Raw genomic sequence first — 24,932 nt, 5'->3', positions numbered from 1 at the left:
GGATCTTCCCGCCGCGGGCCGGCCGCGACGCGGCCAAGCTACGGACGCCGCGGGTGCCGCGCCACGTTGCCGATGCGGCCGGCCGATCCCGCCTCATCCCGGCGATTTTTCTTGCCCGAGTCTCCCCCGGGCGACAGTTTTCGCGCCATGCTCCCCAGACACCGAATCCGCCGGCCCGCACGGCTCGGAGCGCTGGTCCTCGCGCTCGCCGCGACGGCCTGCGACGATCCGTTCGATGCCTTCCTCGGCGATGTTCCGCTCACGCCGACGGAGGTCACGCTGTATGACTACGTAACGGGTCGCCTCGAAGATCCTCCGGCCTTCGACATCGTACTCGCGGTTCCGGCCCGCGTGGACCAGACGCTGAACTGGGATTTCCTCTTTCAGATCCGGGACGGGGCGCCGGAGCTCGTCCCCTTCTCGGCGGTCGCGGACAGCGTAACGGACGCCGGTCTGCAGATCAGCGACGAACGCTTCGATGCCGTGCTCGAGGCCCCGGAGGGTGGGTACACCCTGAACGTGCCCCTCCAGGTGCAGCCGGGAGACGTGCTCATCGCCCGCAGTCGCGTCGACCCGAATAATTTTCTCGCCTGCAGCCGCTATGCGAAGCTTCAGGTTCTCTCCATCGATGCCGAAGAGCGAACGATCACGTTCCGCCACCTGGTGAACCCGAACTGCGGAGATGTCGTTCTCGAGCCGGGGACGCACGGTTCGCTGTGACGCCCCGTCCGTCCGATTCCGCCCCGCATCGACATGCTTGACCTCAAAACCCTCCGCGACGATCCCGACCTCGTCCGCGACGCCATGCGGAAACGCGGCGACGAGCACGCGGCGGGACTCGTGGAGGAGACGTTGCGGGCGGATGAAGTCCGCCGCCGCCTGATCCGGGAGGTGGAAGTCCTCAAGGCCGAGCGGAACACGGCGTCGAAGGCGATCGGCGCCGCGAAGGGCAGGGGTGAGGACGCAACGGCGGAGATCGATGCGATGCGCCGCGTGGCCGTCCGGATCAAGGCCCTCGACGCGGACCTCGCGCGCACCGAGGCGGAGCTGCGCGACCACCTCCTGCAGATTCCGAACATTCCGGACCCCCGCGTGCCACCCGGCGAGGAAGGGGAAGGGCCGACGGTGGCGGAATGGGGCGCGCCGCGGAAAGGCGAGGTGCCGCCGCACTGGGTCCTCGGGGCGACGCACGGCTATACGGATCCCGGCGGTTCCGCGCTGCCCGGAGGACGGACGCCGTCGCTGGATATCGAGCGCGGAGCGAAGATCGCGGGCTCGGGCTTTCCGCTCCTCGTCGGGGGTGGCGCCCGCCTGAGCCGCGCGCTCGTTCAGTTCATGCTGGACCTCCACGTACGCGAGCACGGATACCTGGAGATCCTGCCTCCCCTCGTCGCGTCGCGGGACTCGATGATGGGGACCGGGCACGTCCCCAAGTTCGAGGATGACGCCTACCGGACGGATCCCGACGACCTCTTCCTCGTGCCCACGGCCGAGGTGCCTCTGACGAATCTGCACCGGGGAGAGATCCTGTCCGCGGACGACCTGCCGCTCGCGTACGTGGCGCACACGCCCTGCTTCCGGCGGGAAGCCGGCGCCGCGGGTCGCGATACGCGGGGGCTCCTGCGGGTTCACCAGTTCGACAAGGTGGAAATCGTCCGCATCTGCCGGCCCGAGGAGTCGGAGGCGCAACTGGAGCTTCTGACCCGCCATGCGGAGCGGGTGCTGGAGCTTCTCGAAGTCCCGTACCGCCGGGTCCTGCTTCCGCTGGGAGACCTCGGATTCGCGAACGCGATCACGTACGACCTGGAGATCTGGGCCCCCGGCGTCGAGGCCTGGCTCGAGGTCTCCAGTTGTTCATCGTACGGGGACTTCCAGGCGCGGCGCTCCGATATCCGTTTCCGGCCCGAGAGCGGGGGGCGTCCGGCTCACGTGCATACGCTGAACGGTTCGGCGCTCGCCCTCGCCCGGCTCATCGTGGTGTTGCTCGAGACCGGCTTCCGCGAGGGCGAGGGGATCCTGCTGCCGGAGATTCTCCACCCCTATCTCGGGTTCGAGCGGCTCGAGTTCTGCCGGTGATCCGGCTCTGGAACCGGCGCGGCGGCGCGCTTCTGCTCGCGGTGCTGTCCACGGGCGTCCTCGTCTGGTCCGCGATCTTCTCGCGTCAGCAGGCGGAGGAACGACGGCTCGACGCCGCGGTCCTGGGGCAGTTGACGGCGATCAGCACCGCGGCCGCGGCGGGCAACCTGACGGTCGAGGAACAGAACGAACTCTGGAACCAGGCTTCGCAGCAGGTGATCGCCCAGGTCCGGCGGCTGCAGATCCCGATCGTGATCACCGACACGCTGGGCAACCCGAGCAGCTCCGCGCACCTGCCCGACGACTTCCCGCTCGGCCCGACCAGCGAACCGGACGACCAGGCGCTGCGTGAATTCGTGGCCGAACTCGACGCCCTGCGGCCGCCCTTCGAGGCGCCCGGCCTGCAGATCCACTTCGGCGATCCCGAGTTCACGAGCCGCCTCCGCCTGATCCCGTGGCTGCAGGCGGCGTCGCTTCTCGCCATCCTCGGCAGCGGCGGCTGGCTCCTCTTCCTCTCCTTCCGGGGCGAGCGTGAGCGTATCTGGTCCGCCATGGCCAGGGAATCGGCGCATCAGATGGGGACGCCGCTCAGTTCGCTCGTCGGCTGGCTGGAGGTGCTCGAGGCCCGGCCGCGCCCGCGTGAGTCGGAGGTGGGGCAGCCGGACCTCATCGACGAGATGGCGGCGGACGTGACGCGCCTGCAGAAGGTGTCGCGCCGCTTCGAGCTCATCGGCCACAAGCCGAAGCTCGAGCCCATGTCCATGCGCGCCACGGCGATCCAGCTCCGGCAGTACTTCGAAGCCCGCCTCCCCACGCTCTCCCGCACCGGCAAGATCGAGATCGCGGTGGAGATGGAACCCGAGTCGCCGGAAGTGCTCGGCAACGCGACGCTCCTGGAGTGGGCGTTCGAGAATCTCATCAAGAACGCGATCGACGCGCTGGCCCCGGATGGCGGCCGGATCGTGATTTCCCACCTCGGCCCGAACGGCAAGCGCTCCGTGTTCCGGGTGCTCGATACCGGACCGGGGATCCCCCCCGCGCTCCGGGACAAGATCTTCAACATCGGCGTCACGACGAAGAAGCATGGCTGGGGCGTCGGCCTGTCCCTCGTGCGGCGCATCATCGAAGACATGCACGATGGCTCCATCCGCCTCGAGGACACCGGCCGGGGTGCAAGCTTCCGGATCGAACTCCCGCGTTACCGGCCCGGGAAACGGGGGACGTGAGGGGACTCCGCCTCAACCCGGAGCAGCGGGACGCGGTCGAACACGGCGAAGGGCCGCTGCTGGTCCTCGCCGGCGCGGGCTCCGGGAAGACGCGCGTGCTCACGGCGCGGGCCGCCCGGCTCATCGGGGAGGGGCTGGAGCCGACACGCCTTCTCGCCGTCACCTTCACGAACAAGGCCGCCGGGGAGATGCGGGAACGGATCGAGGGGTTCATCGGCCGTTCCACGCGGGGCCTGTGGATCGGCACGTTCCACTCGGTCGCCGCGCGCATCCTTCGCATCGAGGCCCCGCACACGTCCCGCACGCGTGCCTTCACGATATATGACGAGGATGACTCCAATCGAATGCTGAGGGACGTGATGGAGTCGGTGGGCTACGACCCCAGGCGTTGGGCGCCCCGAGCCCTGCGCGGCCGGATCTCCAGCGCGAAGAACGCGCTCATGGGACCCGCCGAGTACGAGTCCGAGGCCTTCGACCTGCTTTCGGAGGTCGTGGCGAAGGTCTATCCGGCGTACCAGCGCGAACTCGCGCGGCGCAACGCCTACGATTTCGACGACCTCCTCTTCGAGACGGTGCGCCTGCTCGAGACCGTGGACGGCGTGCGGGATCGCTACGCCGCTCGCTTCGCCTACGTGCTCGTGGACGAATACCAGGACACGAACCACGCGCAGTACCGGATGGTGAAGGCGCTGGCCTCCAAACACGGCAACCTGTGCGTCGTGGGGGATGACGATCAGGCGGTGTACGGATGGCGCGGCGCGGACATCCGGAACATCCTCGACTTCGAGGCCGACTTCCGCGGCGCGCATGTCGTGCGGCTGGAGCGCAACTATCGCTCGACGGGATCGATCCTCGAGGTCGCGAACGCCGTCATCTCCCGAAACCTCGCGAGGAAACCGAAGCGGCTGCACACGGAGCGGGAGGCCGGCGATCCGATCGAGGTCGTCCGCTGCGATGACGAGCGGGCCGAGGCCGCGTGGGTCTCGTCGCAGATCGAGGCCGGCCGCGGCACGCGCGGTCTGAACGAGTTTGCGGTGCTGTACCGGACCAACGCCCAGTCGCGGGCATTCGAGGAGGCGTTCCGGCGAGCCGGCATTCCGTACCGGATCGTGGGAGGCGTTCCGTTCTACGAACGTCGCGAGGTGAAGGACGTCATCGCCTACCTGCGCCTTCTCGTGAATCCGGCGGACGACGCCGCGTTCCTGCGGGCCGTGGGGTGGCCTCGGCGCGGGGTCGGCGCGAAGAGTCTGGAGCGCCTGGAAGAGCTCGCCCGCGCCGGCGGTAACGCGGGCGAGACCCTGGAGCCCCTCGCCCTGGTCGCGGCCCGGGCGCGGCACGAGGACGGCCTTCCGAAGATGGCGGCACGCGGCCTGAAGCGGTTCGCCGACGGACTCGCCGACGTGCGGGCTTCGCTCCCCGCCTGCAGCGCCCGGGAAGCGCTCGAGGCATGCGTCGCCACCTTCGGCCTGGCTACGGCGCTGGCGGAGGAGGAGGACGGCGCAGACCGCCTCGAGAACGTGAGCGAACTGTTCGCCGTGGCGGAGGCGTTCGAGCGCGACGATGTGGAGGACGCCGTCGACGAGGCCACGGATCTCGAGCTGTTCCTGCAGTCCGTTTCGCTGCGGTCCGACCTCGATGAGGCGGACTTCGACGGCGAGGCCGTGACGATGATCACGCTGCACAACGCGAAGGGGCTCGAGTTTCCCGTGGTCTTTCTGGCCGGGCTCGAGGAGGGCCTCTTTCCCCTGTCGAGGGCGATGGAGGCGCCGGGCGGTTTAGAAGAGGAGCGGCGGCTGTTCTACGTGGGCGTCACGCGCGCGATGGACCGGTTGAGTCTGACGTACGCGGACCACCGCTGGCGGGCGGGGATGGCGAGCCGCTCGGCCCCCTCGAGCTTCATCGATGAACTCCCGGAGGAACACGTGTTACCGCGGCTTGCCGCGCCGCATTGGAGGCGGCGTCGCGCGCGGGACGGCCGCGGGATGGGCGGCCGTCCGCGGGGAGGAAGGGAGCCGGGTGCGTGGTCACGGGCCGGGGATGCGGCCGGAGGGGCAGGCGCGGTGGAGCCCGACCGCTCCTTCGCCTGGCAGAAGAGCGTGGGGCGTGGATCGGGCCGCGGCGGCGGGTCCGGCCGGGATGGCTCGTCGGGACCTCCCGGCGAACTCGAGTATGACTACGACGACTCACAGGTGCCGCTCGCGCTCGCCCCGGGTGTACGTGTGATACATCCACGCTTCGGGGTCGGCGAGGTGCTGCAGGTGTACGGTTTCGGGAGGGAGGCGAAGGCCGACATCGCGTTCGAGGAGGTCGGCCGGAAGAAAGTCGTCGTCGCGTTCGCCGGGTTACGCCCAGCCTAGCAGTCCGTGCCCCGCGGTCACTCCGCCCCGCGGTCCCCCAGCGCCCGAACCACCCGCTTCGCCGTCGAGACGTTGTCCTTCCCGCGGCGAAGTCCGCGCAGCAGAGAGGCCGTCGTGACGAACGTTTCCTCGGCCTCCTCCTGGACGACCGCGAGCAGCGCCGCGACCTCCACCACACGCTCCTCGACCAGATCGACCATGCGGCCGGTGGATTCGCTCGCGCTCTTCAGCGCCTCTCCCACGCCGTCAGCGTCGTCCCGGAGCCGCGTCGCGATGCGTCGAGCCTGGTCGCTCGCCTGTTCGACGTTGTGCAGCACCGGCTTGAGGCGGTCGCTCAGGTCGGTGACCGTGCCCGAGATCTGTCCCAGCGGCTGCCGGGTTTCGCGCAACAGGCGGATCGTGCGCAGGAGGACGATGAGAATCGCCAGCGCGACGACGAGCCAAACCGCCATGCCGGCGACGACCGCGATCTCGTATGTGGTCACTGCGGCTCCTTCGGACGACGGTCGGAAGGACTACGAAAGAGAGTATAGGCCCCCCTCCGTCCGCCGGCTACTTTGGCGCGGACTGCAAGGCCGGATGCGGGAACGGGCGGGAGGAGGCGTGATGTACTATCGGATCGAGGGTGGAAACGAGCTGAGCGGCGTATTCGCACCGGTCGGCAACAAGAACGCCGCCCTCCCGATTCTCGCCGCCACGCTCCTCACCCGCGAGCCGGTGCGAATCGAGAATGTTCCGCGCATCACCGACGTGGAGACGCTGCTCAACCTCCTCCGCAGTCTCGGCGTCGAGGGCGGCTGGACGGCGCCGGGCGTTCTCGAACTCGACGCCGCCGGCGTGAATCCGCAGGCGATCCCCGATGCGGATCTGGCTGGCCGTATCCGCGGCTCGGTACTGCTCGCGGGTCCCATGCTCGCCCGGCTGGGGACCTGCCAGCTCCCGCATCCCGGGGGGGACTTCATCGGGCGCCGCCGCCTGGACACCCACATGCTTGCACTGAGGGCGCTCGGCGCGACCGTCGATGTCGGAGACCGCTACTTCCTGCGCGCTCCCCGTCTCCGCGGCGCTTCCGTGTTTCTGGATGAGCCTTCCGTGACCGGGACGGAGAACGCCGTGCTTGCGGCGGCGACGGCGATGGGCACGACGGAACTTCGCAACGCCGCCACGGAACCCCACGTGCAGGATCTGTGCCGCTTTCTCGTCGCGCTCGGCGCCCGCATCGACGGCGTCGGGACCTCGCGGCTCGTCATCGAAGGCGTGGAGAACCTGGGAGGCGGGACCTATCGGATCGGGCCGGATCACATTGAGATCGGAAGCGTGATCGGCCTGGCGGCGGCGACCGGCTCGACGCTGGGGATCGCCGGGGTGGACCCGGCCCACTTCGATCCGCTACGCGTCGGATTCCGGCGCCTCGGCCTCGAATTCGCGTGGCGCGACGACCACCTCCTCGTGCACGGCGAGGGAGAACTCGAGATCCAGCCCGACCTCGGCGGCCAGATTCCGAAGATCGACGACGGGCCATGGCCGGCCTTCCCCGCGGATCTGATCAGCATCGCGCTGGTGGCCGCGACCCAATGCCGCGGTACCGTCCTCGTCCACGAGAAAATGTTCGAGTCGCGGATGTTCTTCGTCGACAAGGTGATCGCCATGGGCGCCCGCATCGTCCTCTGCGATCCGCACCGGGCCGTCGTCGTGGGTCCTTCGCCGCTGCGCGGGGCCACGCTCGAGAGCCCCGACATCCGGGCCGGCATGGCGCTCCTCATCGCGGCGCTGGCGGCGGAAGGCACGAGTCGCGTGCACAACATCGGGCAGATCGAGCGTGGCTACGAGCGCATCCACGAACGTCTCGCGTCGCTCGGCGCCCGCATCGAACGCGTGGGGCCGGAAGGCGCATGACCGAGGTCGTGGAGACTTCGAAGGATGGCTTGCTGCGGTTGTCGCAGTGGGAATCGCTCGACCCGAACGTCGTGTGCGGGATCACGACGGCGGAGCGCGGAGACCTGGCGGTCGCGGAGACCTCACCGGAGCGCGTGGCCGCGGTCTACTCGGATCTTGCCCGGGAACTCGGCTTCCGCCGGGTATCGGTGCCGACTCAGGTTCACGGTACGGATCTCCGGGAGATCACAGCCGATCCGGTCCCCGATTCGGGGGTCTGCACCGTCGACCGGGCGGGTCGCGTGGACGGCCAGCTCGTCGACGGGCCCGGCTGGCTCCTTGCCGCGACGGCCGCCGATTGCGTGCCCGTCTATCTGTGGTCGCGCGCACGCGGGCGCGTCGGGCTGATCCACGCGGGGTGGCGCGGGGCGGCGGCGGGCATCCTTCCGCGCGCGATCTCCCGGCTCGTTCGCGGTCCCGACCGCCGCATCCCAAACGCCGTCGGGGATCTCCGCGTCCACCTGGGGCCCGCGATCTGTGGGCGCTGTTACGAGGTCGACACGCCTGTGCTGTCCGCTTTCGGCCTCGGCGGCACGCGCGCGCGGCTCGATCTGAGGGGAATCCTCGCCGCCCAGGCCGCGACGGCCGGAGTCGGACCCGACGCCCTCTCGACCTCCCGCTTCTGCACGTCATGCGGCCCCGGCGACTTTCATTCGCACCGCGCGAGCGGCGGGACGGCGGGACGGATGGCCGCTTTCCTCGGGCTGCGGAGCGACTGAGCCGGCGGCGTCAGCGAGCGGTACGGCCTGTTGCAGCGGGTCGGACCCCGCCGTATGTTCCGGGTCGCATGTCCACATACGTCCGCGCGGGCCGGCGGACGATGGCGTTACTCGAAGTGGGGAAGCTGTACGGGCCCCACTTTTTTTTGCAGTAGGGCGAACCGGATTCGCCGAAAGGGTCGGCGATGCTGGACTCGGCGGACATCGAACGCGCGGTCGAAGCCCTCGGCTTCGAGGTCGTGCAGATGGAGCGGGGCGGAGGCCGTCGTCGGCCGTTGCTCAGGCTCCGGATCGATCGGCCGGGTCCGTCGTCCGCGCGGTCGGGCGTCACCGTCGACGATTGCGTCGCGGTGACCCGGGAACTGCGTGGCGCGCTTGAAGATGGGGCAGTCGAGGACTGGGTGCTCGAAGTGTCGTCGCCGGGAGTGGACCGGCCGCTGATCAAGGCCGCGGACTACGACCGCTTCGCCGGGTCCCGGATTCGCGTGCGGGGTTTCGGTCCCCTCGCCGATCGAGGCCGAAAACTGGAAGGGACGCTGCTCGGGATGGTGGACGGACTTCCCGGGACGTTCGCGCTGGAAATCGAAGGGGATCGTGTGGAGATCCCGCTGGAGCTCGTGGCCTCCGCCCGCCTGGTCTACGACTGGGACGCGGCCGGAGGCGTGGGTGGGAGATAGAGAGAGGCGATGAGCGATCAGATCCCGATCGTCGAAGCGTTCCGCATGATGGCGGCGAACAAGTCGCTGACGGAGCTGGAGTTGCATGATCTCATCCGCGAGGGGATCCATGCGGCGCTCGCCCGTCGTTTCGGCGGTCCGGTCGAAGCGGAAATCGACGTCACCGATGGAGGCGACATCTCGATCGTCGTCCTCAAGGAAGTCGTCGAAGAAGTCGAGGACGCGGCTCGGGAAGTGACGCTCGAGCAGGCTCGCTGGGATGACCCCGATTTCCAGGTCGGCGACCTCATGGAGATTCCCGTCGACTTCAGGGATTTCGGGCGCAGCGCGGTCATGGCCGCCAAGCAGAGGATCATCCAGCGCATCCGCGAGGGAGAACGCGACCGGATCCGCATGGAATTCAACGATCGGGTGGGAGACCTCGTGTCCGGCGAAGTGCAGGCGAGCGAGCGCGGAAAACTCGTCGTCATGCTGAACCGGTCCCGAGAAGCGGAAGCGATCATCCCGTGGCGGGAGCAGAATCCGCGGGAGCGTTTCCGCCAGGGCGAGCCGATCCGTGCCGTGCTGAAGCTGCTGGAGGAAACGCCGCGCGGTCCGCGACTCATCCTGTCGCGGGCGGATCCCCAGTTCGTCGCTTCATTGTTCGCCCTCGAGGTGCCGGAGATCTACCAGAATATCGTTGACATCAAGGAGATCGTCCGAGAGGCGGGCGGGCGCACGAAGGTGGCTGTCGCATCGCGCGATGAGTCCGTGGACCCGGTCGGCGCCTGCGTCGGTCTCAAGGGGTCGCGCGTCCAGGCAGTCGTGTCGGAGTTGAGCGGGGAACGCATCGACATCGTCCCGTGGCACCCGGACCCCGAGATCTTCGCCCGCCGAGCCCTGGCTCCGGCCCGGGTCGCCAAGGTGATCTCGGATCAGGAGCGGCACGTCATTACGGCGATCGTGGACGAGGACCAGTTGTCGCTGGCGATCGGGCGAAACGGGCAGAACGTGCGGTTGGCGTCACAACTTATCGGATGGCAGATCGACCTGTATTCCAGCCGCGACTGGATGGAGCGCGGCGGAGAGGCCGGCCTGTTCGGAGGCGATGAGGAATACGAGATGTCCGACTTCCCCCTCTCGGAACTCGAGGGAATCGCCCCGGCGACGCTTGCGGCGCTCGAGGCGGCCGGGGTCGGCAGCTTTTACGGACTCCTCGACATGGATCGGAGCGATTTCCTTCAGGTTCCGGGCATCGGACCCGACGAGGCGGATACGTTGGAAGCGCTCATCGATGAACTGACCGTCGTGGACGAGGCCCAGGCGGAGGGCGCTGCCGGGAAAGCGGCGGCCGAGGCGTCCACGGAGACCGAGGTCGCGGAGGCTGAGGTCGCGGAGGCTGAGGCCCCGGAGCTGGTGGCCCCGGAGCCGGCATCGGCGGATGCGGCCGATGCGATGAGCACGGCGGCCTCGGGCGAGGGGACCGCCTGAAGCGCGGCGGAGCGCGGGAACGGCCGGGAGGTACGCTGAGCCTGCTCGGGATCGCAACGCGCGCGGGCCGTGTCGCCCTCGGAACCCGGGCCGTGGACATCGCGGCCCGCAGGGGAAGGCTCGCCCTGCTCGTGGTCGCGGGCGACGCATCGCGGCATGCGCTGGGCCGCCTGACGCCACAGGCGCGGCGGGCGGCGCGTGTCACGGTGGCGAGTCGCAGGGCGCTCGGACGGGCGCTTGGACGAAACGACATAGCCGTGGTCGGCGTCACGGATTCGGCGCTGGCGCAGCGGATTCTCGAAGGGGAGCGCGCGCCCTCGCGGCGTGACGACAGCTCCGGGTCGCACGGCGATCCGGAAGGGCAGGTGCCTGGACAATGAAGCGTGTCTTCGAGGTCGCAGAGGAACTGAGACTCGACACGAGTCACCTCATCCAGTTGCTGCGGGAGATGGATGTACCCGTGCGGAGCCACATGTCGAGCGTGGACTCGGCGAGCGTGGCGCGTCTGCATGCGCGGCTCGAACGCGAGCGTCGCGGTGAGGCGGTCACCGGTACCGCGGCCCCCGTGCGGCGACGCCGTCGCCGGCGGAGGGCCGCTCCTGCGTCTCTCACGACCGCGACGCCGGAAGTCGAGGTCGAAGAGGGTGTCGAGCCGGCCCCCGAGACTGCGGAAGAGGACGTTGCCGCCGCCGAGCTGCCCGAAGTCGAATCTCCGGTCGAAGCCGGGATCGAGGTCGAACCTGAGCCCGAGCCGGAAGTCGGGATCGAGGCCCCGCAGGCGGAGGCCGAATTCGAGCCTGAGGCCGAAGTCGCTCCGGAGCCCGCCGAGGCGCCCGAGGTCCCGGCGCCCGAAGCGGCCGGACCTGCCGAGCCGGAAGCGGATGTCGAAGTCAGCGCGCCGACGGAGCCGGAGATCGCCGAACCCGAGGCGGAGCCCGCGGAAGCGGAGGCGGAGGTGCCGCCCGCTCCCACTCGACCGGCGCGTCGACCGAAGCCGGTCCGCCGGGACATGCCGTCGCCGGCGACGTCGCCCGCGCCCTCGGGCCCCAGGGCCTCGGCGGGTCCCGGCGGCAAGGTGCGAATCTCCGCCGAAGGCTACACGGTCGACGGTCGCAAGAAGTCTCGTGGCGGAGACGGGAAGAAGCGGCGGCGCGTGGATCGAAATGCCGTCCAGCAGAATTTCCGCAAGACGCTGGCCGCGATGGGACAGTCCTCGCCGCGAAAGCGGCGTCGCGAAACGCAGCAACAGCAGCGCGAAGCGGAGCGCGAGCAGCGCGAACTCGAACAGCGAACGGAGAAGGCGACGGTTCGGGTCAACGAGTTCCTCACCGTGTCTGAACTCGCCGATCTGATCGAGGTCCCGCCCCAGGCCATCATCACCTCGGCGTTCAAGAACCTCGGCCTCATGGTGACAATCAATCAGCGGCTCGACTTCGGTCAGATCGAACTCATCTGCGAAGAGGCCGGATTCACGGCGATCCGGGAGGAGGGGTTCGAGGCGGATCTCGCGAGCGACGACGAAGACCTGCCCGAGGACGAGAGCCAGTTGGTGCCCCGGCCGCCCATCGTGACCGTGATGGGCCACGTCGACCATGGAAAGACCTCGCTGCTCGACCGAATCCGGAGCACGAACGTGATCGCCGGAGAGGCGGGAGGCATCACGCAGCACATCGGCGCCTATCACGTGGTTCTATCGGAGGGTCGGACGATCACCTTCCTCGACACGCCCGGCCACGAGGCGTTCACGGCGATGCGGGCGCGCGGCGCGGAAGTCACGGACATCGTGATCCTCGTCGTGGCTGCCGACGACTCCGTGATGCCTCAGACGATCGAAGCGATCAGCCACGCCCGGAACGCGTCGGTGCCGATCGTCGTCGCGGTGAACAAGGTCGACCTCCCCTCGGCGGACGTGAATCGGGTCAAGAGGGAACTTCTCGCCCGCGAGGTCGTCCTCGAGGACTTCGGCGGCGAAATCCTCGGCGCGGACGTTTCGGCGAAGACGGGCGAAGGGCTGGACGACCTTCTCGAGAAGGTCCTTCTCCAGGCGGAGATTCTCGAGTTGAAGGCGAACCCGGAAAGAGAAGCCCGCGGTACGGTCGTCGAGGCGCAGCTCGACCGCGGCATGGGTCCGGTCGCGACCGTGCTCGTGGAGCGCGGAACGCTGGAGATCGGCGCCGACTTCGTATGCGGACTCCACGGCGGGCGGGTCCGCGCGCTCCTCGATGAGCGCGGTCGAAAGGTCACGAGCGCCGGTCCGGGGATTCCGGTGCGGGTGCTCGGGATCGAGGGCGTACCGCAGGCGGGCGATTCCCTCGTCGCCCTCTCCGCCGCAAGGGTCCGCGAGATCGTCTCACGGCGCCAGCAACTGGAGCGGGAGAAGGATATCCGCCGCAGGGCGACCGGAACGCGGCTCGAAGATGTCTTCGCCGCGGTCAAGGCAGGCGAGGGCGCGCGTCTGAACGTCGTCATCAAGGGCGATACGGACGGCTCGGTCCAGGCGCTCTCCGACAGCCTGGAGCGGCTGTCGACCGACGAGGTCTCGGTCGAGGTCATCCACCGGGCCGTGGGCGGCATCAACGAGTCCGATATTCTTCTGGCCTCGACCTCGGAGGCGATCATCGTCGGCTTCCACGTCCGACCCGACGCCGGGGCGGCGGCCGCCGCGGAACGCGAGTCGATCGAGATCCGGATCTACAACGTGATCTACGAAGCGGTCGAGGAGATCCGTCTCGCGCTCGAAGGCCTGCTCGCGCCCGAGCAGCGTGAGGTCACGGTCGGCATGGCCGAGATCCGCGAGCTCTTCCGCGTCCCGAAGGCCGGGACGATCGCGGGCTGCTACGTCCAGACCGGCACCATGCGGCGCAACCTCCCGATCCGCCTCCTGCGCGACCAGATCCAGATCTACCAGGGCCGGATCGACAGCCTGAGGCGGTTCAAGGAGGATGTGCGCCAGGTGAGAGATGGGTACGAGTGCGGCATCTCCATCGAGAACTACAACGATATCAAGGTCGGCGATGTGATTGAGTGCTACGAGGTGGTGGAGGTCGCGCGCACCCTCTCCGGAGCACCGGCGGGCTGATCTTCCGCGGGGCATCATGGCCGTCATCGGGGTGGGCCGCTGGGTGTTTCACCTCCCGGGCTGCCGGTCGCTCAAGGCGAAGCGTTCGGTGATCCGCGGTCTGCGTGAGCGCACGATTGTGAAGTTCCGGATTTCCGCCGCCGAGACCGGTCTGCGCGACCGGGCCTCGATGGCCGAGATCACGGCCTGCGTCGTATCGGGCGAACGCCGGCAAGCCGAATCCGTTCTCGGACGCGTCGACCGTTTCCTCAGGTCCGACCCGAGGGCGCATGTCGTCGAGTCGGAGACCGAGTTCCTGTGAAGGCCGGCTGTCCGGTGCGGGGGAGCGCGTGACCCATCGCCACCGGAGCGAACGGCTGGGCGAACTGTTCCGGCGCGAACTCACGCGCCTCCTTCTGGGGTCGCTCAAGGACCCGCGTCTCGATGGCGTGACCGTGACCGACGTGCGGGCGACCAGGGACCTCTCCTTCGCCACCGTCTACATCCGCTCGGACGAGGATGTGTCCGCGGGCATCGAGGGTCTGGAACACGCGGCGGGATTCATACGACGGGAACTCGGCCGGTCGCTCCGGCTGCGCAAGATCCCCGAATTCCGCTTCCTGCCCGACGAAACGCCCGAGCACGCGAGCCGGATCGAGGAACTGCTGCGCCAGGCTCGCGAGGACGAGGGACGGCGTGGCGACTGAAGCCGGCCTGCTCCTGGTCGACAAGCCGGCTGGAGGGACGTCGCACGACATCATCCTTCGGATCCGTCGGAAGCTCGGCGTGCGCCGGATCGGCCACACGGGGACGCTCGACCCGTTCGCGACGGGGCTCCTGCTGTCGCTCGTCGGGTCGTTCACGCGACTCGCCGATCTCTACCACGGACTCCCGAAGTCCTACGATGCGACGATGGCGCTCGGACGGGAGACGGACACGGACGATCTCACGGGGAAGACCGTATCGGAAGACGCCGGCTGGCGGGAGCTGGACGCGGAGGCGATCCGGGCGTCGCTGGCGGCTCGCGAGGGCGTCGGACGACAGGTGCCCTCCGTCTACTCGGCGCGCCGCGCCGGCGGCGAGCGCGCCCACGCGCTGGCCCGCCGGGGAGAGCGTCCCGACCTGGAGGCACGCGAGGTGACCATCCACGAGATCGCGGTCACGGACATCGATCTCCCTCGAGTTCGCTTCCGCGCGCGCGTCTCCACCGGTACGTACGTACGTGCGCTGGCCCGTGATATCGGGCGGGATCTCGGCCCCGGGGCGCACCTGACGGCGCTGCGCCGCACGGCGATCGGCCCCTTCGGGGTCGACGAGGCGACCTCTCCCGACGAGGCGGCGGAAGCGGTGGCTGCGGCGTCCACGGCCTGGCGTCCCGGGATGGCTGCGCTCCCGTGGGTGTGGCGGCGCGAACTGAACGATGGAGAGCGGAACGAGATCCGGTACGGAAGGTCGATCGAGCGCGGAGACGTGCTGCCGCCGTGCGGGAACGCGCCTGATTCGCGGGAGGGCACGGGGAACCCCGTCGCGCTGTACGCCTGCGACGACCTCTTCGCTATCGCCGAGGAGCGCGATGGCCGCCTCCATCCGAAGAAGGTGTTCGCCGCGTGAGCGGGCTCCCCCCGCACGTTCAGGGCACCGTCGTCACGGTGGGGACCTTCGACGGGGTCCACCTCGGACACCAGGCGATCCTGCGCGATGTTCGGCGCCGGGCGCGGGCGCGGAACGGCCGGGCCGTGCTCCTCACCTTCGACCCGCATCCCCTCAATATCGTGCGTCCCGAAGTCGCTCCCCCACTCCTCACGCTGCCGGACGAGAAGAAGGAAATCCTCGCCCAACTTGGCCTGGACTACGTTGCGTTCGTCTCCTTCACGCTCGAATTCTCACGTTACTCTCCCGACAAATTCGTGGAGGACATCGTCGTCCCGCGCTTCCGTCCGGCGGAGGTCGTGATCGGGTATGACCACGGGTTCGGGCGCGGACGTGCGGGAGACATCTCCGTGCTCGAACGGCTGGGCGGAATCCACGGGTTCGAAGTCTCCGTCGTCGAAGGCGTCGAAGCGGACGGATCGCACGTCTCATCCACCCGGGTTCGGCGGGCCGTGTCGGCGGGCGACATGGAGGGCGCCGCCGCCGGCCTCGGCCGCCCGTATTCGTTCCGCGGGACCGTGATCCGGGGACTGGGGCGCGGCCGGACGCTCGGTTTTCCGACCGCCAACCTCACGCATCCCGCTTCCGACAAACTCCTTCCGGCCGAGGGCATCTACGCCGTGCGCGCCACGCTCGGCGCCGACGAGGTCGATGGACTGCTGCACCTCGGCCCGCGGCCGACCTTTGCGGGCTCTCCGCCGGCCATCGAACTCTTCCTTATCGATTTCGAACGTGACATCTACGGCGAGCGCGTGATCGTGGATGTCCTCCACCGGCTGCGCGAGGTGCGGGGCTTCGAGTCGGGAGACGATCTCGCCGCGCAGATGCGCCGCGATCTGGCGGACGGTCGCGACTATTTCAGGAAGGTGCGGGCGTGAACGGCGGATGCACGGTACGAACGGGGCACGCCTGGCGGGTCGTGCTGGCGGTCTGCGCGGGCATCCCGGCACCTTCCCACGCCCAGTCGATCCTGGCGATTGCGGACGAAGCGGGCGAATGCGTGGTTCAACTCCGGGAAGTCGTTCGTCTCGGCGACCCCGGCGACGCCGGAACGATCGGAAGCCGTCCGGAGATCACCCGAACGGCGGCGGGTCGCTACGTGGTGGCGAGCGTGGAGAACCGCGGAGAGCTGCTCGTATTCGATTCGGACGGCGCGTTCCTGGAAACCCTTGGACGGAACGGCGACGGGCCCGGCGAGTATCGCGTCCCGGGGCGCATGCGTCCCGGATCCGATGGCAGCCTGCGGATCCTCGACCTCGTGAACCGCCGCATCACGCATGTGTCCCCGGATGCGGGACTGCTTGAAACGACGGAGATCCGAAGTCTCCACGGGCTCGATTTCGTGACCCTCGCCGCCGGGGAACGCCATGCCGTCTCGGGGTTCGGCCAGATCGACGATCGGCTGAGTGCGACGACGGAAGTGGTCGGCCGCGACGGAGTCACGCTTGCGAGCCTCGGTATCGTGCCCGTCGCCTCGTGGGTCGTGAACTTCTTCCGCGCCCCCATCGCCCTGGACGAGCAGGGCAGGGTGTGGACGACCCGGGCGGGGGAATACGGGTTCGAGGCGTGGGATCCGGAAGGGGGGAGCGAGCCGATGACGCGCCTGGCCGGGGACCCGGAGTGGTTTGACCCCGGGCCGCCACAGCCGGGCGCGCCCATCTCGGCACCGGCACCCTCCATCGTCATCAGTCTTCGTGTCGACCAGGATCTGTTGTGGGCGGGCACCTGGGTCGCCGACGAGGAATGGGAGACCGCGGCCGGTGCAACGCCATCGCCGCTTGAGCTCGACCGTCTCCTCGACACCATCCTGGATGTGATCGATCCTGCCAGCGGGGTACTCATCGCGCGGACCCGCCGCGATGAGGCGCTGCGGGGGACCGGGGATGACGCCCACCTGTTCGGCGTTCGCGAGGACGGCGGAATCGCCCGCGCCGTGGTCTTCGAGCCCGCCCTCGCCGGTCCGGACTGCCCGGCGGCGAACACGCCCGGCATGTGAGTGCCGGAGCGTACCTTTACAGAGACGCGTGCCGATTCTAGTTTTATGGACTGTATGTGAAGCGGCACGGCGGGGCTTCGCCATCTTGCCGATCGCTCCGCGGGCTGAAGCGGGGCGGCGGATCGAGGGATAACAGAGAGACGTGGAAAAGACAAAGAAGCAGGAAATCATAGAGGAGTTCTCGCGTCGCGAGAACGATCAGGGGTCGGCTCCGGTGCAGATCGCACTGCTCACGGCTCGCATCGAGGAGTTGACCGGGCATTTCCGGGACCATCCCAAGGATCATCACAGCCGTCGCGGACTACTGAAGATGGTTGGCCGTCGCCGTCGACTGTTGAACTACCTCCGCCGGACGGATCTCGACCGCTACCGAACGGTCATTGAGGAGCTCGGGCTACGCCATTGAGGCGCCGCTCCGTTCCGCAGACTTCCGCCTCCGCTTCCGCCGGCCCGCATGGTCGGGCCACCGCTTTCCTTCCCTCGTACCACGCCGGATCGCCCCAACCGGGGTGCTGAATCGAAGAAGCTGATGCAAGGCTGAAAAGAAACCATGAGCGTCCGGCCCGGTGAGAGGCCGGCGCGGCGCGCGGAATCCCGCAGCGCCACACTCGAAAGAAGAAGAGAAAAAAGAATGACACACCGAATCGAAACTGAATTCCACGGACGGCCCCTGATCCTGGAGACGGGCAGAATGGCCCGGCAGGCCGATGGCGCCGTCTATGTGCAGTATGGGGAGACCGCAGTGCTCGTCACCGCCACGGCGGACCGCAAGCCCACGCATCTCCCCTTCTTCCCCCTCACGGTCGAATACCGCGAGAAGACCTACGCCGCCGGCAAGTTCCCCGGCGGGTTCATCAAGCGGGAAACCCGGCCCGGCGAGAAGGAGACGATCTCGGCCCGGCAGATCGACCGGCCCCTCCGGCCGCTCTTCCCGGCAGACTACCGGAACGACACCCAGGTCGTCTGTTTCATCATCTCCGCGGACCAGGAGAACGACGCGGACGTCGTCGGCATGCTGGGGGCCTCGACCGCCCTCCTCCTGTCCCCGATCCCGTGGAACGGGCCCATTGCCGGCGTGCGGGTCGCCCGCCGCGAAGGCGAGTGGCTCGTCAACCCGACCTTCGATGACCTCGAGATGTGCGACCTGGAGATCGTCGTCGCCGGCTCCGAGGACTCGATCGTGATGGTCGAGGGCGCCTGTCTCGAAGCCACCGAGGATGAGTTCCTCGAGGCGATGCAGGTCGGGCAGAAGGCCATCGCCGATCTGATCGGGCTCCAGCGCGAGTTGGTTCGGCAGGCGGGCGCCCCGGAGACCTTCGAGTACGAGCCTGTCGGACCCGACCCGGAGGTCGTGGAAAAGGTCACGGAACTGGCGGCCGGGCAGGTGGGCGAAGCGCTCCGGATCGCGGACAAGGAGGAGCGCGGACGCGCCCTGTCCGCCCTCCGCGAAGAGCTCGCGGATCGGCTCGAGGCCGACCACCCGGATTGCTCGGGAGATGTCGGCGCTGCGCTCCGAAAGCTGGAGAAGGAGACGATGCGCCGGCGCATCCTCGAGGATGGGGAGCGCATTGATGGTCGCGGGATGAACGACGTCCGCGACATCACCTGCGACGTCGGTCTCCTGCCGCGAACGCACGGTTCGGCGCTCTTCACTCGAGGGCAGACGCAGGCGCTCGCGGTGACCACGCTCGGGACGGTGAGGGACGAGCAGCGAATCGACTCCGTGGACGTGCGCGAAGAGACCTCGAAGTCCTTCATGCTCCACTACAACTTCCCCGGCTTTTCGACGGGCGAAGTGCGGATGTTCCGGGGTACGAGCCGCCGCGAGACGGGACACGGCATGCTGGCCGAGCGCGCGCTTCAGGCGCTCCTTCCGGCATATGAGGATTTCCCGTACACGATCCGCGTCGTCTCCGACATTCTGGAATCGAACGGGTCGAGTTCGATGGCTTCCGTCTGTGGCGGATCGCTTTCCCTCATGGATGCCGGAGTTCCGATGCGGGCTCCGTGCGCGGGGATCGCGATGGGGCTCATCAAGGAGGGCGACAAGGTTGAGATCCTGACCGATATCCTCGGCGTGGAGGACGCCCTCGGCGACATGGACTTCAAGGTCGCCGGGACCGAGCGCGGGATCACGGCCGTCCAGATGGACATCAAGGCGGACGGACTCTCCGTCGACACGCTGCGGGAAGCCCTCGCCCGGGCGCGCGACGCCCGGCTGCGGATCCTCGCGGCGATGAACGAGACGCTCGAAGCGGCCCGCGAGGAAATGTCGCCGCACGCGCCGCGGATCGTCACGCTGCAGATCAACCCCCAGAAGATCGGCGAGGTCATCGGGCCGAAGGGGAAGACGATCCGGATGATCCAGGAGGAGACGGGCACCGAGGTCAACATCGACGACTCGGGCACGGTCACCATCGCCGCGCCCTCGGGTGCCGGTGCGCAGCATGCGCGCGAGATGGTGGAGGGCATCGTTCAGGAGCCGGAGGTCGGGCGGATCTACCGCGGTGTCGTGAAGAACACGACGGACTTCGGCGCCTTCGTCGAGATCATCCCCGGAGTCGAGGGCCTGTGCCACATCTCGGAGCTCGAGGAAGGCCGCACGGCCAAGACGGAAGACGTGGTGAGCCCCGGCGACGAGGTGAAGGTGAAGCTGCTCGCCGTGGATGACCGCGGCCGGCTCAAGCTCTCCCGGCGCGCGGCCCTCGCCCCCGCCGAGAAGGCCTGATCACGTCGCGTTCCGGCCCGCCTGCGCGCGGGCCGGCTCGGGACCTGCGGCCGCTTGACGACACGGGAGGCCGGCTCGACCGGGAGGTGTACCGAACGTGTCTCCCGGATGGTCCCACCGTGCTCAGCGAGCGCATGGATTCCGTGCGTTCCGTCGCCATCGGCCTCTGGGTGCGGCAGGGCCGCGTTCACGAGGATGCCGAGCACGGCGGCGCGTCCCACCTGCTGGAGCACATGGTCTTCAAGGGGACGCACCGGCGCTCCGCTCGCGATCTCGCCTGGGAGCTGGAACGGCTCGGCGGCACGCTGGACGCGTATACGACCCACGAGTTCACCGCATTCCAGGCGCGCGTGCCGGCGGGGGCGCTCGGCATCGCGCTCGACGTACTGTGCGACCTCGCCTTCTTTCCGCGGCTCTCCGCACAGGACCTGGAGGTGGAGCGCGAGGTCGTGCTGGAAGAGATCGCTTCCGCGGCGGACGTACCGGAGGACATCGTCTTCGAGGAGCACGCGCGCAGCCTCTATGGCGGGCATCCTTATGGCGAACCGATCCTGGGCACCCGCGAGTCGGTGCGGGGACTTTCCGTGTCCGCGCTGGCCGAGGTGCACGCACGCGCGTACCGGCCCGGGAACGTCGTCGTGGCGGCGGCGGGAGCCGTAGCGCACGAGGACCTCGTGGACGGACTGGCGCGCTGGCTCCCCGAGCCCGCCGCCGCCCCCACACTCGCCGATCCGCCGGCGCCGGTCGGCAAATCGGGCTTCCGGCGCATGCGACGCGAGGGCGGCCGGCAGACGCACATCGTGACCGGAGGGCTCTCCGTCCCGTACCGCGACCCCCTCCGCTACGCCATCCATGTGACGGCGACGGCCCTCGGGGGCGGAATGAGTTCACGGCTCTTCCAGAGAATCCGGGAAACGCGTGGTCTCGCCTACGCCGTGTACAGCTTCCACGGGTTCTATGCGCAGGCGGGTCACGTCGGCGCCTACGTCGGGACCCGGCCCGAGACCGCCAGGGATGCGCGTGACGCGCTGGAGCACGAACTGACCCTTCTGGCACGGGAGGGATTGACGCGCCAGGAGCTGGACGACACTCGCAGTCAGTTGAAGGGGCAGTTTCTGATCTCGCTCGAATCGCCCGCAAGTCGAATGAACCGGCTTGCGGGAGTCGCCCTGTACGACCACGAGTATCGCACCCTGGACGAGGTGGCGGCGAGAATCGACGCGGTCGACCGTGCGCAGTGTCTCGAAGCCGCCGCATACTTCTCACCCGAACGGCTCGCAACGCTCGAGTTGGCGCCCGGTCCCCGCGGGAGTGAATGAAGATGATCGTTGGCGTACCGAAGGAGATAAAGACGGACGAGAATCGAGTGGCCCTCGTTCCGGCCGGCGCGACCGCGCTCGTCGCGGCCGGACACACCGTGTGCGTCGAACGCAACGCCGGGCTGCGCAGCGGCTTTCCGGACGAGATGTACGTCGCCGCGGGCGCGCAGGTGCTCGGGACGGCGGACGAAGTATGGGACCGGGCCGAACTCGTCGTGAAAGTCAAGGAACCCATCGAATCCGAATACGCCCGGATGCGGACCGGCCAGGTCATCTTCACGTACTTCCACTTCGCGGCGGACGAGCGCCTCACGCACCGTACGCTGAAGAGCGAGTGCGTCGCGATCGCCTACGAGACGGTCCAGCTTCCGACCGGCGAACTCCCGCTCCTCACGCCGATGTCCGAAGTGGCGGGGCGCATGGCGATCCAGCAGGCGGCCAAGAACCTGGAGCGGATCGCGGGCGGGTACGGGATCCTTCTCGGCGGCGTGCCGGGGGTCCTTCCCGCCGAAGTCGTTATCCTCGGGGGAGGGGTCGTCGGCGCGAACGCCGCGACGATCGCGGCGGGTTTCGGCGCCCACGTGACGGTGCTCGATGTCAATCTCCCGCGCCTCCGGTATCTGGCGGAGGTCATGCCCGCCAACGTGGATACGCTCTACTCCAACCGCCACTCGATCCTGGAGCAGATCGAACGCGCGGACGTCGTGATCGGCGCCGTGCTCGTCCCCGGCGGAAAGGCGCCGAAACTCGTGCGGCACGACGACCTGCGGCGGATGAAGGACGGTTCCGTGATCGTCGACGTGGCCGTGGATCAGGGCGGCTGCGTAGAGTCCGCTCGCCCGACCACGCACAACGACCCCACCTACACCGTCCACGGCGTGATCCACTACTGCGTGGCGAACATGCCGGGGGCCGTCCCGAGAACGTCCACTCTGGCCCTGACGAACGCGACGTTCCCCTACGTACTGAACCTGGCGAATCGAGGGTGGAAGGCCGCCTGCGGCCAGGATCCGAACCTCGCCCTGGGAGTCAATATCGCGGGAGGACGGGTCACGTACGAGGCGGTCGCAGAGGCGTTCGATCTTGATTACACGCCCCTGGAGGCGCTCTCCGCGTGAGTCCGGGACACCGACCGCGAGAGGAGCCGCGCGGCGACTTTCCTGTGTCCGAAAGTACGTTTACATTTCGGCGTCCTTCACCCGGACTGGCTGTCTCCGGTACGATTCGCCGCCTTGGAGGAGTCCCACCCGTGTCCTTCAGCCCACCGATCTTGCGCCAGCCCGAAAGGGCGGCCTTCTAGATGGCAACCTGGTCGCTGCGGGGCAACTTCCTGCCGATCAGCAAGATCGGAGTGGATCTGGGGACCGCGAACACGCTCGTACACGTTGAAGGCGAGGGTATCGTTCTCAACGAACCGTCGGTCGTCGCGGTTCGAAAGGAAACCGGACGCATCGAAGGGATCGGCCTTGCAGCCAAGCGCATGCTCGGCCGCACCCCGAGCGGGATCGAAGCGGTTCGACCGCTGAAGGACGGCGTCATCGCCGACGTGGACATCACCGAGATGATGATCCGCTACTTCCTAAAGGAAGTGATGACCACGCGGTTCTTCAAGATTCGGCCGCTCGTCGTGGTCGGCGTGCCGTCCGGCATCACGGAACTCGAACGCCGGGCCGTCCGGTCCAGCGCACATGCCGCCGGCGCCAAGGAAGTCTACATGGTGGCGGAACCGATGGCGGCAGCCGTCGGCGTCGGACTGCCGGTGGAGACGCCGACGGGCAACATGATCATCGATGTCGGCGGCGGGACGAGCGAGATCGCCGTGATCGCGCTTTCGGGATCGGTCGCGGACACGTCGATCCGGGTCGGCGGCGACGAACTGGACTCGACGATCGTCTCCTTCCTCCGCAAGAACTACAACCTCCTCATCGGCGAGCCGACGGCGGAGGCCGTCAAGATCCAGATCGGATCGGCCTATCCCACGGACGACGACAAGGAGATGCTCGTAAAGGGCCGGGATCTCGTCTCCGGCATTCCGAAGACCGTCCGGGTCCATTCGGCCGAGGTCCGCGAGTGTCTGCAGGAGCCGATACAGCAGATCGTGGCGGCGGTACGGCGGGCGCTCGAGATCACGCCTCCGGAACTCGCGTCCGATATCGTGGATCGGGGGGTCGTGATGACCGGGGGCGGCGCCCTCGTGCGCGGGCTGGATACGCTGCTGGGCGAGGAGACGGGACTCCCGATCCACGTCGATGCGGAGCCGCTTACGTGCGTCGTTCGGGGCTGCGGGAAGATCCTCGAGGAATTCGGACGGTATCGTGGAGTTCTCACGAGTTGACGCCGAGCCCCTTCTGATTCGCCGCCTGTGAGTTACCAGGGCGTCCGGCCGCAGGGTCGCAAGCTGCTCGATGTCGTTTTCTTCTCCCTTGCCCTCATCCTCAGCGGCGTCGCCGCGGGCCTGTCCAGCGCCCATCAGAGCCAGGTGGAGTCCGCCGTCCGCGCCACCGCGCTTTATCCGTTTCTTCTGCTCCATCGCCTCGCAGCCGAGCGGGGCCAGATCGAGCGCCGCGTCGAGGGCCTGCTGGCGGAGCGGGACTCGCTCACGGAACTCCTGCTGCGCTACCGGGACCGGACGGCGCCGGTCGAGGAAGAGTCTTCCGCGCAGGCGCTCTCGGCTCTCCCCGCGGGGTCGGTCGCGCCGGCGGTCGTCTACCCGGGACGCCCCCACGTCGGCAATCCGGACCTGTTCGTCCTGTCGGGACCCGATTTTCGGGGTCGCGAGTTTCCTGTCGGCGTCGTCACCGGCATCGGGCTGGTCGGCGTCGTGAGAGCCGCTCACGGTCGGGGGGGGCGGGGCGAATTCTGGAGTCATCCCGACTTCCGGGTCAGCGTCCTGGCCGAAGGGGAGGGTGTGTCGGGGGTCGTCAGGCCACTGCGCGCGGACGGAGGGCAACCCGTGCTCCTGCTCGAGGGCGCGCCCTTCCAGGCGGACATCCCGCCGGGGACTCTGCTGGTCACGACAGGGATTGCCGGGGTCTATCCGCCGGGCGTACCGGTGGGACACATCCGCGAACCCGCCGAGCCGGAGGCGGGCTGGATGAAGCGCTATTTCGTGGAGCCGTCCGTGCGTCCGGAAGAGGTCAGGGACGTGTTCGTGTGGACCCGGCCCGAGTTGCCGGCGGGCGTCGAGGCGGACACGGCGTCCGCGCCGACGGAATCCGGGGCCGCGCCAACGGACACGGCTTCGGCCCGTCGATGAGTCCGGCCGGGAAGTGGTTCGTCGCCGCACTCCTGCTGGTCCTGCACTTCGCGCTGCATCCGCTCTGGAGCCGATGGCCGATCGCGCCGGATCTCGTCGCCGGGGGGTTGATCATGGGCTCGTTGCAACTCCGATGGGGACGGGCCGCGGGCTTCGGGTGCGTGATCGGCCTCATGGAAGCGGCGATCTCGCTGGGACCGATGGGGCTCACGATGTTACTCTTTTCGCTGACCGGGGCACTCGTGGGCTGGGCGCGGCGCCTGATCTACTCGGATTCGGGCAAGGTCACGCCGGCCTTCGTCTTTTTCGGGACGTGGCTTCTGCGGCTGGCGGTCGCGATCTTCGTCGTGGGAGACTGGTCGGCGGAGGCGCTGCTCGTCGACGGTGCCGGATCGGCCGCGCTGACCACGGCGGCGTGCTGGCTCACGGCACGACTGGTTTCGGCGGTCACGAGGTGAAGGGGAG

At 68.6% G+C, this 24,932-nt stretch carries 23 protein-coding genes; 22 read left to right on the top strand and 1 reads right to left on the bottom strand.

Annotated elements, in window-relative coordinates; all coding sequences use genetic code 11:
- The first annotated feature begins 147 nt into the window (after nucleotides 1-147).
- The 4 genes from RN901_RS12870 to RN901_RS12855 are packed head-to-tail and all read left to right on the top strand — an operon-like array spanning nucleotide 148 to nucleotide 5,659.
- The gene (locus tag RN901_RS12870; RefSeq protein WP_310758692.1) at nucleotides 148-720 is read left to right on the top strand and encodes a hypothetical protein; all 573 of its coding nucleotides are present in this window, start codon (nucleotides 148-150) and stop codon (nucleotides 718-720) included.
- A 33-nt stretch (nucleotides 721-753) separates the two neighbouring features.
- Nucleotides 754-2,076, top strand: coding sequence for a serine--tRNA ligase (gene serS, locus RN901_RS12865; RefSeq protein ID WP_310758691.1), 1,323 nt, complete (start codon nucleotides 754-756; stop codon nucleotides 2,074-2,076).
- On the top strand, nucleotides 2,073-3,302 hold the full coding sequence (locus RN901_RS12860) for a HAMP domain-containing sensor histidine kinase (RefSeq protein WP_310758690.1): 1,230 nt from the start codon (nucleotides 2,073-2,075) through the stop codon (nucleotides 3,300-3,302). The genes serS and RN901_RS12860 overlap by 4 nt, the downstream gene beginning before the upstream one ends.
- Nucleotides 3,299-5,659 (top strand): UvrD-helicase domain-containing protein, encoded by a 2,361-nt coding sequence (locus tag RN901_RS12855; protein ID WP_310758689.1) that lies wholly within the window; start codon nucleotides 3,299-3,301, stop codon nucleotides 5,657-5,659. Before RN901_RS12860 ends, RN901_RS12855 begins: the two co-directional genes overlap by 4 nt.
- 17 nt (nucleotides 5,660-5,676) lie before the next feature.
- On the opposite strand, the gene RN901_RS12850 is transcribed toward RN901_RS12855, so the two are convergent.
- On the bottom strand, nucleotides 5,677-6,144 hold the full coding sequence (locus RN901_RS12850; RefSeq protein ID WP_310758688.1) for a hypothetical protein: 468 nt from the start codon (nucleotides 6,142-6,144) through the stop codon (nucleotides 5,677-5,679).
- Nucleotides 6,145-6,265: 121 nt separating this feature from the next.
- Here RN901_RS12850 and murA point away from each other — a divergent pair, with 121 nt between their 5' ends.
- The 18 genes from murA to mreD all read left to right on the top strand — a co-directional run bounded on the left by murA (nucleotide 6,266) and on the right by mreD (nucleotide 24,925).
- The gene (gene murA, locus RN901_RS12845) at nucleotides 6,266-7,555 is read left to right on the top strand and encodes a UDP-N-acetylglucosamine 1-carboxyvinyltransferase (RefSeq protein WP_310758803.1); all 1,290 of its coding nucleotides are present in this window, start codon (nucleotides 6,266-6,268) and stop codon (nucleotides 7,553-7,555) included.
- The gene (locus tag RN901_RS12840) at nucleotides 7,552-8,313 is read left to right on the top strand and encodes a polyphenol oxidase family protein (protein WP_310758687.1); all 762 of its coding nucleotides are present in this window, start codon (nucleotides 7,552-7,554) and stop codon (nucleotides 8,311-8,313) included. Before murA ends, RN901_RS12840 begins: the two co-directional genes overlap by 4 nt.
- Before the next feature lie 185 nt (nucleotides 8,314-8,498).
- Nucleotides 8,499-8,990, top strand: a complete 492-nt coding sequence (rimP, locus tag RN901_RS12835; protein ID WP_310758686.1) for a ribosome maturation factor RimP — start codon at nucleotides 8,499-8,501, stop codon at nucleotides 8,988-8,990.
- A 9-nt stretch (nucleotides 8,991-8,999) separates the two neighbouring features.
- On the top strand, nucleotides 9,000-10,460 hold the full coding sequence (gene nusA / locus RN901_RS12830) for a transcription termination factor NusA (protein WP_310758685.1): 1,461 nt from the start codon (nucleotides 9,000-9,002) through the stop codon (nucleotides 10,458-10,460).
- 92 nt (nucleotides 10,461-10,552) lie between these two features.
- Nucleotides 10,553-10,840 carry a hypothetical protein gene (locus RN901_RS12825; RefSeq protein WP_310758684.1) on the top strand — a complete coding sequence of 96 codons (288 nt, stop codon included), beginning with the start codon at nucleotides 10,553-10,555 and terminating at the stop codon, nucleotides 10,838-10,840.
- Nucleotides 10,837-13,539, top strand: coding sequence for a translation initiation factor IF-2 (gene infB, locus RN901_RS12820; RefSeq protein ID WP_310758683.1), 2,703 nt, complete (start codon nucleotides 10,837-10,839; stop codon nucleotides 13,537-13,539). Before RN901_RS12825 ends, infB begins: the two co-directional genes overlap by 4 nt.
- Nucleotides 13,540-13,555: 16 nt before the next feature.
- Entirely contained in the window at nucleotides 13,556-13,840 is a 285-nt protein-coding gene (locus RN901_RS12815; RefSeq protein WP_310758682.1) for a DUF503 domain-containing protein, read from the top strand.
- 28 nt (nucleotides 13,841-13,868) lie between these two features.
- On the top strand, nucleotides 13,869-14,225 hold the full coding sequence (rbfA, locus tag RN901_RS12810) for a 30S ribosome-binding factor RbfA (protein ID WP_310758681.1): 357 nt from the start codon (nucleotides 13,869-13,871) through the stop codon (nucleotides 14,223-14,225).
- Nucleotides 14,215-15,129 (top strand): tRNA pseudouridine(55) synthase TruB, encoded by a 915-nt coding sequence (truB, locus tag RN901_RS12805; protein ID WP_310758680.1) that lies wholly within the window; start codon nucleotides 14,215-14,217, stop codon nucleotides 15,127-15,129. The genes rbfA and truB overlap by 11 nt, the downstream gene beginning before the upstream one ends.
- A complete protein-coding gene (locus tag RN901_RS12800) occupies nucleotides 15,126-16,046 on the top strand; it encodes a bifunctional riboflavin kinase/FAD synthetase (protein ID WP_310758679.1) in 921 nt (306 codons plus the stop codon). Before truB ends, RN901_RS12800 begins: the two co-directional genes overlap by 4 nt.
- Nucleotides 16,043-17,164: a 6-bladed beta-propeller gene (locus RN901_RS12795; protein ID WP_310758678.1), complete on the top strand. Its 1,122-nt coding sequence runs from the start codon at nucleotides 16,043-16,045 to the stop codon at nucleotides 17,162-17,164. Before RN901_RS12800 ends, RN901_RS12795 begins: the two co-directional genes overlap by 4 nt.
- 142 nt (nucleotides 17,165-17,306) lie before the next feature.
- A complete protein-coding gene (gene rpsO, locus RN901_RS12790) occupies nucleotides 17,307-17,570 on the top strand; it encodes a 30S ribosomal protein S15 (RefSeq protein ID WP_310758677.1) in 264 nt (87 codons plus the stop codon).
- Between the two features lie 225 nt (nucleotides 17,571-17,795).
- Complete coding sequence (locus RN901_RS12785) at nucleotides 17,796-19,892, top strand: polyribonucleotide nucleotidyltransferase (protein WP_310758676.1); 2,097 nt, start codon at nucleotides 17,796-17,798, stop codon at nucleotides 19,890-19,892.
- 119 nt (nucleotides 19,893-20,011) lie between these two features.
- A complete protein-coding gene (locus RN901_RS12780; protein ID WP_310758675.1) occupies nucleotides 20,012-21,211 on the top strand; it encodes a pitrilysin family protein in 1,200 nt (399 codons plus the stop codon).
- A 2-nt stretch (nucleotides 21,212-21,213) separates the two neighbouring features.
- Nucleotides 21,214-22,329 (top strand): alanine dehydrogenase, encoded by a 1,116-nt coding sequence (gene ald / locus RN901_RS12775; protein ID WP_345782397.1) that lies wholly within the window; start codon nucleotides 21,214-21,216, stop codon nucleotides 22,327-22,329.
- Nucleotides 22,330-22,511: 182 nt separating this feature from the next.
- Nucleotides 22,512-23,546, top strand: a complete 1,035-nt coding sequence (locus RN901_RS12770) for a rod shape-determining protein (RefSeq protein WP_310758673.1) — start codon at nucleotides 22,512-22,514, stop codon at nucleotides 23,544-23,546.
- A gap of 27 nt (nucleotides 23,547-23,573) precedes the next feature.
- Nucleotides 23,574-24,467 (top strand): rod shape-determining protein MreC, encoded by an 894-nt coding sequence (locus RN901_RS12765; RefSeq protein WP_310758672.1) that lies wholly within the window; start codon nucleotides 23,574-23,576, stop codon nucleotides 24,465-24,467.
- The gene (mreD, locus tag RN901_RS12760) at nucleotides 24,464-24,925 is read left to right on the top strand and encodes a rod shape-determining protein MreD (protein ID WP_310758671.1); all 462 of its coding nucleotides are present in this window, start codon (nucleotides 24,464-24,466) and stop codon (nucleotides 24,923-24,925) included. The genes RN901_RS12765 and mreD overlap by 4 nt, the downstream gene beginning before the upstream one ends.
- Nucleotides 24,926-24,932 lie beyond the last annotated feature (7 nt).

The organism is Candidatus Palauibacter soopunensis (genome assembly GCF_947581735.1).
GTDB lineage: Bacteria > Gemmatimonadota > Gemmatimonadetes > Palauibacterales > Palauibacteraceae > Palauibacter > Palauibacter soopunensis.
The sequence above is the reverse complement of the archived record's forward strand: the minus strand, read 5'-3'. Positions and strand labels throughout refer to the sequence as shown.